A 13,069-nucleotide genomic window follows, 5' to 3' on the forward strand; every position below is an offset into this window, starting at 1 on the left:
GAATACATACTCGAAGGCGCTACCAAACTCGCTGTCCATGACGAAAACGTGCTCATAACATCGGTTAATTACTGGCTTAGCGCCCTTTCTCAGTTAAGATTTAATATTACCCAGTGCCGAATGGGACGTCAGTGTTGAGCATTACTCCGCTGCCTGGGTAAAAGATCAGTGGGAAATGCCCTTTTGAGTGACAGTCACATCAGCGATGGTGCTGACCATTATTGTGCTTCGTGATACACCGCCTCAATATTGTAGCCGTCTGGATCAAAGATAAACGCGGCGTAATATCCGGGATGATATTTGGGTCTGTAGCCGGGCGCGCCATTATCTTTCCCACCCGCCAGAAGCGCGGCACGGTGGAAAGCCTCAACCTCTTCTTTGCTTTTAGCACTGAACGCTAAATGCATCCGCGGCGTGGAAGGCGTCCCCAGGGTTATCCAGAATGCACCGCCAGGATCAGCCCCCTCATTCGGTTTGTCAGGACCAAAACCTACTGCTACATCTGTAATTTCAAGCCGTACAACATGACCAAGGCTTTCCAGAACTCGCGTGTAAAACTGTTTACTGTCTGCAAGATTAGTGACGCTGAATCCGGTGTGATCAATCATTCGTATCCTCCTGTCAGTAAAATACCGCCGTTTTTCCCACGAGTCAGTTTATCTATCGCTACGCCAAAAACTCTTGACGAGTTAACACTCTTGATATTGTCTGCTAATGAGTCGCCGTTGCATACATGATGACTGTATCACCAGAGGGGGCAGTCGCCCCCTTAGAGTTCGTTAGATATCATTTCCTAACTGCTTAACAATGTTGCATAATTTTTTTGCCCCATTGAAATTTAAATGGTCGGCATCATAGTAATCTTCAGCAGTAAATGCTTCATGAGTGGATAAGTCAGTCATCAAAACACTTTTTCCATCAGCAATACTATCTATATAATCCAGGGTTTCTTTTTTTATATTTTTATTAAAATTTTCAATGTAAAAATCAGTGAATGGCATCACTATAAAATTTAGCATTGAATTCGTTTCTTTAATTAAAGATATCAAGGTAGCAATGACCTCTTTATTATTCTCGAAACTATGCTTTCTTTGGTAATTTATCGACAACTCAGACACTCGCGCCAAGATATCAGCGGATGAATATGTAAAGTCAGTGCGATGATTTCTCTCGTTAATGGCATCTATAGAATTTTTGACAACCACCTCTTCCATTAACAAACTGTTTAGCCTTGATAATTCCTCATCATTGCAAAATTCAGGACGCGTGTTTTTTTCGTAGATATGCTGAACGAGTAGATCCAGTGGGCCAAGAATATACTGCTTATTTGTTTTTTTACTGGCATTAGCCACTTTATTTCTGAAATTGTAATCAATATTTTGACTTTTACAGAAATATCGCGCAATAGGGAATGTTGGCGCAGCCCCCATTGACAACTCAAAGAAAGGATCATAAAGACCGATACAGATGATGAATTTTTTAATGTCTGTTGTTTCTGTGATTTTTTTAATCAGGCTATAAGATAAAGTAAAATCACCAGAGAATATGGAGAGATTTACTGATTTATCTAATAATCTATCGGGGAACCCCTGATAGGCATAAGATGAACCTAATATCACTGTCTTTACATCTGATTTATTGATGATCTTTTCATAACGAGAATTAAGCAGTGGGACGAATCCAATATCCAGATTAAACCGACTTGTGTTTTTTTCTGGGAACTGCAGAATGGTTAGTGCCTCTGGGAATTCTATTTTGTGTTTATGGATGAAATTAAAGCCAATAGGGTCTGTGACAACGATAGGGATGGTTGTATCGCCACTCATATCAGGCTGTATACTTGTGGGATCTGTTTCCATATCAATTTCACATGAAGTGATCTTTTCAATATTGAATGGAAGAAAAAGAGCGTTGCGTTGATATGATTCCCAATTCTTTCCTACAAAAATGACATGACAAGAACGCTGTGACAAATAGTGTATAAAAAAAGCGTCCAGCTGTATTATTAGATTTTCAACATCACTGGAAGTGACATTCTTTTCCGCGCAGTAAACAAGCTCGTTGATAAATAATGTAGTATTCTCATCATCATTTAAAAGACTGAAATTCTCAATAACTAAATCTTTTAATTCATCAATGACAGCATCGTTTTCTACCCAACTGAGTTTCTGTGCAAGGAAGTGAATTTTTTGCAGGAAAAGAACAGTGTTATTCATTTTTTCCACCTGGTTGCCAATAAAAATAATTCAACTGTAACAAACGCGCCTGCCTTACTGGACTGTGAAGTATACAGAAGGCGATTGGATATGGAAATATTGATAGATAAATCTTTGTAGATTTGGAAAAGCGTAAATTGTTGCATGTTAAGCATGATATTTAACCAATGAACAAGGTCATTGCCATTATCCGATAAAGATCAACGATGGTCCCCTACCTGAGGGAAACGACAAAACAAATGGCAATGGATAATTTTATAAATTTTGCTTAAAACATCATTCTCTTGCGCGGTAATTAAAACAGCATTCGATAAGTTCACCATGGATAACTTTCGTGCTGCGGTACTTAGAGCCCTGCTTTGTGTAATGGCAATCTCTTACTCCCATTATACGGAACACATAACTCCCCCCGGTCACCCATGTCAGATTGATCCTTGTCACATTCCTGACCATCACGTCTTGTGGTTGATAACCTGCTTTCTATATTTTGTAATCGATTACTTTTCATAGAGGAACGATAATGATTAAACACGCTATGCTTGTTGGGCTCCTGCTTCTTGCGGGCCTGAGTACGTCGACTCATGCCGAAAACACGAATAAAAACATTGCACTACAGATGTACACGTTGCGAAATGTCGGTGATGCAGATAAGCAGTTTGCTATGGCAGAGAAAGCAGGATTCCGTAACGTCGAACTCGTTGGCACGCATGACCTCGACGTGAACAGTATGAAGAGTCTGCTTAAAAAGAATGCCCTCAACGTTGTTGCTGAGCATGTACAACTTGCTGCGCTCGAAACGGATTATGCAAATACTGTCAGTTTCAACAAAGCCGTAGGCAACACACATGTTGTCGTGCCATGGATTGCTCCTGCTGACCGCCCTGATTCACAAAAAGGTTGGGTCGATTATGCGAAACGGCTCGATCAAATGGGGGCAAAGCTGCGTAATGATGGGATGACACTTGCCTATCACAACCATAATTTTGAAATGAAGAAATACGGCTCTGATACTGCCCTGGACATCATCATGAAAAACACGCATCGCGAAAACCTGGTGCTGGAGCTTGATGCTGCCTGGGTGTCTCGTGGTGGTCAGGATCCTGCGAAAATTATCCAGCAGAATGCAGGGCGCATTTACGCCATTCACGCGAAGGATAATGCAGGCATAGGTGTCCGCGATGATGAGATGAATTTTGCTCCGCTGGGAGAAGGCCTTCTCGACTGGCATTCAATCCTCACTGCGGCACAGAAAAGTGGTGTCAAATGGTACATTGTTGAACACGATTTACCCAAAGATCCCTGGAGTATCATCACTACTTCACGTAAAAACCTCGAAAAGCAGTTTCAGGAAAACCGTTAACATTTAGCACGTAAGGATATTGGCTTGCTACTCAAGCGGGGCAAGCCAAACCATCTGCCTCGCCGAAACAATGTGCCCATGGCCAGCGCGCTGAGCGTGCAATGACGCATTCCGGCACAACCTCGTCTCCTCCACCTCAGAACAATGCTATTATCCAGGCTTGAGCTGAAAGCAGTACTTGATGCAGGCGTTAAAACCTGGGAGTAATTGATGAACGACGAAATACCACTGAAATATTATGACATTGCGGATGAGTACGCGACGGAGACTGAAGAGTCGGTGAACGATGTTGAGCGCGACGCTCTGGCACGCTACTTCCAGCTATTACTGACTCGCTTAATGAATAACGAAGAAATCAGTGAGGAAGCCCAGGGGGAAATGGCGGTGGAAGCCGGTATCAACCCGAAACGCATTGATGAAATCGCCAACTTTTTGAATCAATGGGGCAATGAGTGATTCCTTATCCCCATTGATTAGCCGCCATGAGAATGTTAACTGGCCCGGATTACCGGGCCAGTTAATTATTACTCCCCGGCCAGGCGTTTGTAATGTTCATAACGCGCTTTGGCATCTTCTTCAGTACGGGCAAACAGTTGGTCCGCCAGTTCTGGTGAGGTGCGACCCAGCGAGGCGTAACGAACCTCGCCCATCAGGAAATCGCGAAAATCCTCTTCCGGTTCTTCTGAATCAAGGATAAACGGATTTTTCCCTTTCGACAGTAATTGCGGATTGTAACGCCACAGATGCCAGTACCCCGCTTCCACCGCCCGTTTCGCTTCATGGATGCTACGCCCCATCCCCGCTTTTAACCCGTGATTAATGCAGGCCGCGTAAGCAATCACCAGCGAAGGTCCTGGCCAGGCTTCGGCCTCGGCAATCGCCCGCAGAGTCTGGGCCTTGTCTGCCCCCATTGCCACCTGCGCAACATACACATTGCCGTAACTCACTGCCATCATGCCCAAATCTTTTTTCCGCGTGCGTTTCCCCTCGGCGGCAAATTTCGCAATAGCCGCTACAGGGGTCGATTTTGACGACTGCCCCCCGGTATTGGAGTAGACCTCGGTATCGAACACCAGCACATTAACGTCTTCGCCGGAGGCAAGCACATGGTCCAGCCCGCCAAAACCGATGTCATATGCCCAACCATCGCCGCCAAAAATCCACTGCGAACGCTTGGCGAAATAATCCTGGTTCTCATAGAGTCGGTTAAGCAGCGGATCATCGCCCTTCTCCTGCACCAGTAGTTGACTCAGCGCATCAGCCCGCAACCGTGTCCCTTCCCCCAAATCTTTATGTTCGAGCCAGTCACGTAACGCACCTTGTAATCCTTCACTGAGCGGTCTTGCGAGAGCATCCATTGCGTCACTGGCTAGCTGCTCACGTACCGCACGCCCCCCCAGCATCATGCCAAGACCAAATTCCGCGTTATCTTCAAACAGTGAATTCGCCCACGCCGGGCCCTGCCCCTTATGGTTGGTGGTCCAGGGAATAGATGGAGCACTGGCCCCCCAAATGGAAGAACATCCCGTGGCATTGGCAACCATCATGCGATCGCCAAATAGCTGTGTCACTAAACGGGCATATGGCGTTTCGCCGCAGCCAGCGCAGGCGCCGGAGAACTCCAGCAAAGGCGTCTCAAACTGGCTGCCCTTCACCGTGCTTTTGTTAAACGGATTGGTCTTTGGCAACAGTGCCAGCGCATGATCCCACACCGGGATCATATGCCGTTGGCTGTCGAGCGGTTGCATGCTCAACGCTTTACCTTTCGATGGGCAAATATCGACGCAGTTGCCACAACCGGAACAGTCCAGGGGTGACACCGCCAGATGATATTCCCAGCTTTTTGCCCCCTGAGCCGCTTTGCTAAGCAGTTCGATCGGCGCTACATCACGCTCTTCGCTGCTGAGCAGTGCCGGGCGGATCGCTGCATGCGGGCAAATAAACGCACACTGATTACACTGCGTGCAACCTTCTGGTTGCCAGACGGGTACCTGCATCGCGATGCCGCGTTTCTCCCATGCCGAGGTGCCAGGGGGAAATGTGCCATCTTCCATGCCAATAAAGGCACTCACTGGCAGCGTGTCGCCAACCTGACGGTTCATCGGCTCAAGGATATTACGGATAAAGTCCGGCATCAGTTTACCGTCATCGGCTTCGTCTTCCTCTACATAAGCCCAGTGGTCAGGTACGATGATCTCCTGGAGTGCATCCATCCCCAAATCAATGGCAGCATTGTTCATGTCCACCACGTTTTGTCCTTTACTCCCGTAGGATTTCACCACCGCTTTTTTGAGGTGCGCGGATGCCGTTTTCGCATCAATAATGTCAGTGAGTTTGAAAAATGCCGCCTGCATTAACATGTTAAAACGACCACCGAGCCCAAGCTTGCGGGCAATGTCTACTGCATTAAGGGTGAAAAATCGTACCCCCTGGCGAGCAATAATACGCTTCATCTTATTCGGTAAATTATGCTCCACCTCTTCGCCAAACCAGGTGCAGTTGAGCAGGAAAATCCCCCCAGGATTGATGCCGTCAAGGAGGTCATATTTATCTACGTATGACTGCTGGGAGCAGGCAATAAAATCTGCGTTGTGAATAAGATACGGTGACGTTATCGGGCGTTTGCCAAACCGCAAATGCGACATGGTTATTCCACCAGATTTTTTCGAATCGTAGGCGAAGTAGGCCTGGGCAAACATCGGTGTGGTGTCACCGATAATCTTGATGGCGTTCTTATTGGCGCTGACCGTCCCGTCAGAACCCAACCCCCAAAATTTACAAGCGGTAATGCCCTCGCGGGAAACGTGAATGTCATAAACCGGCACGGGCAGCGAGGTGTGGGTGACATCGTCGAAAATGCCTACCGTAAAGCCATCCATCGGCAGCGGTTTTTTCAGGTTCTCAAATACCGACACAATATGCCCCGGCAGCACGTCCTTGCCGCCGAGCGCGTAACGCCCACCTACAATCAGCGGCGCATCGTCCCGGAGATAAAAGGCATTTTTAACATCAAGACACAACGGTTCCGCCTGCGCACCAGGCTCTTTGGTTCTGTCCAGTACAGCGATACGTTTCACGCTTTTTGGGATACGAGCGAAAAAGTGAGCCAGCGAGAAGGGGCGGAACAGATGGACTGACAACAGCCCCACTTTCTCGCCGCTGTCGATCATCGCATCCACCACTTCCTGAATAGTGTCGCATACGGACCCCATGGCGATAATGACCTGCTCCGCATCTGCCGCTCCGTAATAATCGAACAGGTGATATTCGCGCCCGGTAATGCGGTAAATATCCGCCATATAGCTTTCGACGATATCTGGCAGAGCCTGGTAAAAGCGGTTTGAGGCTTCGCGCTCCTGAAAGTAGATATCCGGGTTTTGTGCCGTACCGCGAATCACCGGATGATCCGGATTCAGGGCATTACGGCGAAAGCGATTCAACGCCTCCTGATCTACCAGCGGAGCTAACGCTTCTTGTTCCAGCACCTCAATCTTCTGAATTTCATGGGATGTGCGAAAGCCGTCGAAAAAGTTGATAAATGGCACTCTGCCTTTGATTGCCGCCAGGTGGGCAACGGCAGACAGATCCATCACCTGTTGAACGTTGTTTTCCGCCAGCATCGCGCACCCGGTCTGACGCACCGCCATCACATCCTGATGATCGCCAAAAATATTGAGCGAATTGGTGGCAAGCGCTCTCGCACTCACGTGAAACACACCCGGCAGTAGCTCCCCGGCAATTTTGTAGAGATTGGGGATCATCAATAACAATCCCTGAGACGCGGTGTAGGTGGTCGTCAGTGCCCCAGCCTGTAATGCGCCATGTACGGCACCTGCGGCCCCCGCTTCCGATTGCATCTCCATCAGACGCACCGGCTGTCCAAACAGGTTTTTCTTACCCTGAGCAGCCCATTCATCCACATTCTCCGCCATCGGTGTGGACGGCGTAATAGGATAAATAGCCGCCACGTCAGTAAAGGCATAAGAGATCCAGGCCGCCGCAGCGTTGCCATCCATCGTTTTCATCTTTCCGGACATTTCGCGTTCCCCGACTGTAAGAGGTCTTGTCGCTACCGAAAATGGCAGCAAACTGTGATACCCCTGCGTTGCACAGCCTGTGCCATGTCGGTCAAATGAAAATTACTCCTGTAATAACAGACAATTAACTGTTGGTGCGGAGATGTCCAAAATACGACATTGGGTGGAATAAGACAGCCAACACGACATCCTGTTGAACAGCCAACAAAGTGTCAGGCAGCGATAAGCGTGGGCTGCAACACGGCGCAATTGTCCTTTTTCCAACAATTGGTCTGCATATTGTTCAGGCTTTGTTTTAGCGCCTACAGCACCAGAAATACACAATTCCTTTTAAAACAATATGTTATTAATTCTGGCATGGCTGGTACGTTCCCTGCACTTATCAATGGGCAAACACACAAACAGGAGAACACACCATGACCATGCGTCAATGCGCCATTTATGGCAAAGGTGGGATCGGTAAATCCACCACCACACAGAACCTTGTTGCTGCGCTCGCAGAAATGGGTAAGAAAGTGATGATCGTCGGTTGCGATCCCAAAGCTGATTCCACCCGCCTGATCCTGCACGCTAAAGCTCAGAACACCATTATGGAGATGGCCGCCGAAGTCGGTTCCGTCGAAGACCTTGAACTGGAAGACGTATTGCAAATCGGTTACGGCGGCGTGCGTTGTGCAGAGTCCGGCGGCCCGGAGCCAGGCGTTGGATGTGCGGGTCGTGGCGTAATCACCGCCATCAACTTCCTTGAAGAAGAAGGCGCGTACGTCAGCGACCTCGACTTTGTCTTCTATGACGTGCTCGGTGACGTGGTGTGTGGCGGCTTTGCCATGCCTATCCGCGAAAACAAGGCCCAGGAAATCTACATCGTCTGCTCCGGTGAAATGATGGCGATGTACGCTGCCAACAACATCTCCAAAGGCATCGTGAAGTATGCGAAATCCGGAAAAGTGCGTCTTGGTGGCCTGATTTGCAACTCCCGTCAGACGGACCGTGAAGATGAACTGATCATCGCACTGGCGGAGAAACTGGGAACCCAGATGATCCATTTCGTTCCACGAGACAACATCGTACAGCGCGCCGAAATTCGCCGCATGACGGTCATCGAGTACGACCCCACCTGCAACCAGGCGGATGAGTACCGCACTCTGGCGAACAAAATCGTCAACAACACCAAAATGGTAGTACCGGTGCCCTGCACCATGGACGAACTCGAAGAGCTCCTGATGGAGTTCGGCATCATGGATGTGGAAGACACCAGCATCATCGGTAAAACCGCCGCCGAAGAAAACGCGGTCTGAGTGGATCTGGCATAAGGAAGATAACGATGAGCAATGCAACAGGCGAGCGTAATCTGGAACTTATCCAGGAAGTGCTGGAAATTTTCCCGGAGAAGACGCGCAAAGAACGCAGAAAGCACATGATGGTGACCGACCCGGAGATGGAGAGCGTCGGGAAATGCATCATCTCCAACCGTAAATCACAGCCAGGGGTCATGACCGTACGCGGCTGTGCCTATGCAGGGTCAAAAGGTGTGGTATTCGGGCCAATTAAAGATATGGCCCACATTTCTCACGGCCCGGTGGGCTGTGGGCAATACTCCCGCGCCGGACGCCGCAACTATTACACAGGTGTCAGTGGCGTGAATGCCTTCGGCACGTTGAACTTCACCTCTGACTTTCAGGAGCGAGACATCGTCTTTGGCGGTGACAAAAAACTCACCAAACTGATTGAAGAGATGGAGAACGCTGTTCCCCCTCACCAAAGGCATTTCTATTCAGTCTGAGTGCCCGGTGGGGCTGATTGGCGACGATATCGAAGCGGTTGCCAACGCCAGCAAGAAAGCGCTGGATAAACCGGTTATCCCGGTGCGCTGTGAAGGCTTTCGTGGTGTCTCGCAGTCGCTTGGCCACCACATAGCCAACGACGTTGATCCGTGATTGGGTACTGGATAACCGTGAAGGTCAACCTTTTGAATCCACTCCTTACGATGTGGCCATTATTGGTGATTACAACATCGGCGGTGATGCCTGGGCATCGCGCATCCTGCTCGAAGAGATGGGATTACGCGTGGTCGCACAATGGTCAGGGGATGGCACGCTCGTCGAAATGGAGAACACCCCGTTCGCGAAGCTGAACCTGGTGCACTGCTATCGCTCCATGAACTATATCTCCCGCCATATGGAGGAAAAACACGGCATTCCGTGGATGGAGTACAACTTCTTTGGCCCGACCAAAATCGCCGAATCGCTTCGCAAAATCGCCGAGCAATTTGACGACACCATTCGCGCCAATGCGGAAGCGGTGATTGCCAAATATCAGGCACAAAACGACGCCATTATCGCCAAATACCGCCCTCGCCTCGAAGGCCGCAAAGTCCTGCTCTACATGGGCGGCTTGCGCCCTCGCCATGTGATTGGCGCCTACGAGGATCTGGGGATGGAGATCATCGCCGCCGGGTATGAATTCGCCCATAACGACGATTACGACCGCACCCTGCCGGACCTCAAAGAAGGCACACTGCTGTTCGATGACGCCAGCAGTTATGAACTGGAAGCCTTTGTTAAGGCATTAAAGCCCGACCTCATCGGCTCGGGCATCAAGGAAAAATACATTTTCCAGAAAATGGGTTTTCCGTTCCGCCAGATGCACTCCTGGGATTATTCGGGTCCGTACCACGGCTATGACGGCTTCGCCATCTTTGCCCGCGACATGGACATGACGATCAACAACCCGGCATGGAGCGAGTTGACCGCGCCCTGGCTGAAAACTGCCTGAACTATTATCCTGACATCCCGTTAGTTCACCGATTTGTGGCGCGGGAGGAGATCATCATGAGCCAAACTGCTGAGAAAATTGTCACCTGTCATCCGCTGTTTGAACAGGAAGAGTACCAGACGCTGTTTAGCAACAAACGCGGTCTGGAGGAGGCGCACGACCCGCAGCGTGTGCAGGAGGTCTTTGAATGGACCACCACCCCGGAATATGAAGCGCTGAACTTTAAGCGCGAAGCACTGACCATCGATCCGGCGAAAGCCTGCCAGCCGCTGGGATCGGTGCTCTGTTCGCTGGGGTTTGCCAATACGCTGCCCTACGTGCACGGTTCACAAGGCTGTGTGGCCTATTTCCGGACCTATTTTAACCGTCATTTCAAGGAGCCGATCGCCTGCGTGTCGGACTCCATGACGGAAGATGCAGCGGTGTTTGGCGGCAACAATAACCTCAACACCGGGTTAGAGAACGCCAGCGCCCTGTACAAACCGGAGATTGTGGCCGTATCAACCACCTGTATGGCGGAAGTTATCGGCGATGACCTGCAGGCGTTTATCGCCAACGCCAAAAAAGACGGCTTTATCGATGCAGCCATTCCGGTGCCGTACGCCCACACGCCGAGCTTTATCGGCAGCCATGTTACCGGCTGGGACAACATGTTCGAAGGTTTTGCCCGCACCTTTACCGCTGACCACGAGGCCCAGCCGGGTAAGCTGGCGAAACTGAATATGGTGACCGGATTCGAAACCTATCTCGGCAACTTCCGTGTGCTCAAACGCATGATGGCACAGATGGACGTGCCATGCAGCCTGCTGTCTGACCCGTCGGACGTGCTGGATACCCCCGCAGACGGTCACTACCGCATGTATGCAGGCGGCACCACCCAGCAGGAGATGCGCGATGCCCCGGATGCTATCGACACCCTGCTGCTGCAGCCCTGGCACCTGGTGAAAACCAAAAAAGTGGTGCAAGGAGTCATGGAACCAACCCGGCGACCGAGGTGCAGATCCCGATGGGGTTAACCGGCACCGACGAACTGCTGATGGCGGTAAGTCAGTTGACCGGCAAACCGGTGGCCGACGCGCTGACCCTCGAGCGCGGACGTCTGGTGGACATGATCCTCGATTCTCACACCTGGCTGCACGGCAAATCCTTCGGTCTCTACGGCGACCCGGATTTTGTGATGGGACTTACGTCGTTTTCTGCTGGAGCTGGGCTGCGAACCGACAGTCATCCTGTGTCATAACGGCAATAAACGCTGGCAAAAAGCGATGAAGAAAATGCTGGAAGCCTCGCCGTACGGACAGGAGAGCGAAGTCTTCATCAACTGCGATCTGTGGCATTTCCGTTCGCTGATGTTCACCCGCAAACCGGACTTTATGATCGGCAACTCTTACGGCAAGTTCATTCAGCGCGACACGCTGGCGAAAGGCGAACAGTTTGAAGTACCGCTGATCCGTCTGGGCTTCCCGCTGTTTGACCGCCACCACCTGCATCGCCAGACCACCTGGGGCTATGAAGGGGCGATGAATATCGTGACCACCCTGGTCAACGCGGTGCTGGAAAAAGCGGATCGGGACACCATCAAACTGGGCAAAACGGATTACAGCTTCGACCTTGTCCGCTAACCATACATGTGCCCCGCCTCGTGCGGGGCCGTAAAGGGGAAAACGTTATGCCGATAGTGATATTTCGTGAACGCGGTTCGGATCTGTGGTGTTACATCGCCAAAGCAGGATCTCGAGGCCAAAGTGATTGCGGTCGAACATGACACCCCGGAAAACTGGGGTGGTGCTATTTCTCTGGAGGGAGGACGCCAGTACTTTGTCAATCCGCAGCCTGGTCGTCCCGTCCTTTCCCATCAGCCTGCGCGCCACGCGCAGCACCCTGCTTGTGACAGGAGGAATGCGATGAACGGATAACGATGACCTTATTCTGGCGCATGCTGGCGCTGTTCCAGTGTCTGCCGGAGCTGCAACCCGCGCAGATTCTGGCCTGGCTGACGCGGAGAACAGCGATGATGCCTTAACGCCGGCAGTACCTTGATACACTCGAACGTGCGCAAGCTGGAATCCACCTTTCCGTCGGAAACCGCCATGATGTCGCCCGCCCGCTGGATACGGGTTAAAGAGTGCCTGCGCGGCACGCTGCCCGGGCATTTGCAGATACAACGCACGGCCCGTCGCCCACAGCTACTGGCGGCCTTCTGTTCGCAGGACGGGCTGCTGATCAACGGCCATTTTGGTCAGGGGCGGCTGTTTTTTATCTATGCCTTTGATGACAAGGGCGGCTGGCTGCACGCGTCTGCGCCGCTATCCTTCCGCCCCGCAGGATCAAGAAGCCAATGAAGTGCGCGCGCAACTGCTGGGCGACTGTCATCTGTTGTTTTGCGAAGCCATCGGCGGCCCTGCAGCGGCCCGTCTGATCCGCCACAATATCCATCCGATGAAGGTTTCACCGGGTATGAGCATTCCTGCCCAGTGTGATGCCATCAAGACATTACTGCACTCGGTCGTCTGCCGCCCTGGCTGGCGAAGCGTCTTGAAAAAGCCAACCCGCTGGAAGAACGGGTTTTCTGACCTGCCTTGATCCCCTGTATCTGACCTGTGCATGCAGGGGATCCTTTTATCATCGTACATGATTACGCCAATTGTCTGCTTTGTCACAAAGACCGACAGTCATTTTCT

6 protein-coding genes and 4 pseudogenes are annotated in these 13,069 nt (G+C 50.7%); 7 read left to right on the forward strand and 3 right to left on the reverse strand.

Going from position 1 to position 13,069, the window contains the following annotated elements:
- Positions 1–218 precede the first annotated feature (218 nt).
- Positions 219–608, reverse strand: a complete 390-nt coding sequence (locus AC5JPW_RS14415) for a VOC family protein (RefSeq protein WP_494241379.1) — start codon at positions 606–608, stop codon at positions 219–221.
- 171 nt (positions 609–779) lie between these two features.
- A complete protein-coding gene (locus AC5JPW_RS14420; RefSeq protein WP_494241380.1) occupies positions 780–2,216 on the reverse strand; it encodes a hypothetical protein in 1,437 nt (478 codons plus the stop codon).
- 520 nt (positions 2,217–2,736) lie between these two features.
- On the opposite strand from AC5JPW_RS14420, the gene AC5JPW_RS14425 reads away from it, so the two are divergent.
- Together AC5JPW_RS14425 and AC5JPW_RS14430 are read left to right on the forward strand one after the other, a co-directional pair.
- The gene (locus AC5JPW_RS14425) at positions 2,737–3,576 is read left to right on the forward strand and encodes a sugar phosphate isomerase/epimerase family protein (RefSeq protein WP_494241381.1); all 840 of its coding nucleotides are present in this window, start codon (positions 2,737–2,739) and stop codon (positions 3,574–3,576) included.
- 210 nt (positions 3,577–3,786) lie between these two features.
- Positions 3,787–4,032, forward strand: coding sequence for a DUF2543 family protein (locus AC5JPW_RS14430; protein WP_494241383.1), 246 nt, complete (start codon positions 3,787–3,789; stop codon positions 4,030–4,032).
- Positions 4,033–4,100: 68 nt separating this feature from the next.
- Here the strand turns inward: AC5JPW_RS14430 and nifJ are convergent, their stop codons facing one another.
- Positions 4,101–7,613, reverse strand: a complete 3,513-nt coding sequence (gene nifJ, locus AC5JPW_RS14435; protein ID WP_494241384.1) for a pyruvate:ferredoxin (flavodoxin) oxidoreductase — start codon at positions 7,611–7,613, stop codon at positions 4,101–4,103.
- Between the two features lie 416 nt (positions 7,614–8,029).
- Between nifJ and nifH the strand changes: the two genes are divergently transcribed.
- The 5 genes and pseudogenes from nifH to AC5JPW_RS14460 all read left to right on the forward strand — a co-directional run bounded on the left by nifH (position 8,030) and on the right by AC5JPW_RS14460 (position 12,961).
- Positions 8,030–8,911, forward strand: a complete 882-nt coding sequence (nifH, locus tag AC5JPW_RS14440) for a nitrogenase iron protein (protein WP_494241386.1) — start codon at positions 8,030–8,032, stop codon at positions 8,909–8,911.
- A gap of 26 nt (positions 8,912–8,937) precedes the next feature.
- A pseudogene (gene nifD, locus AC5JPW_RS14445) lies at positions 8,938–10,388 on the forward strand (nitrogenase molybdenum-iron protein alpha chain).
- A gap of 56 nt (positions 10,389–10,444) precedes the next feature.
- Positions 10,445–12,010: pseudogene (nifK, locus tag AC5JPW_RS14450) on the forward strand (nitrogenase molybdenum-iron protein subunit beta).
- Positions 12,011–12,057: 47 nt separating this feature from the next.
- Positions 12,058–12,296, forward strand: a pseudogene (gene nifT, locus AC5JPW_RS14455) (putative nitrogen fixation protein NifT).
- 10 nt (positions 12,297–12,306) lie between these two features.
- Positions 12,307–12,961, forward strand: a pseudogene (locus AC5JPW_RS14460) (NifB/NifX family molybdenum-iron cluster-binding protein).
- The last annotated feature ends 108 nt before the right edge of the window (positions 12,962–13,069 follow it).

The sequence above is a fragment of the Phytobacter sp. genome, assembly GCF_059074235.1.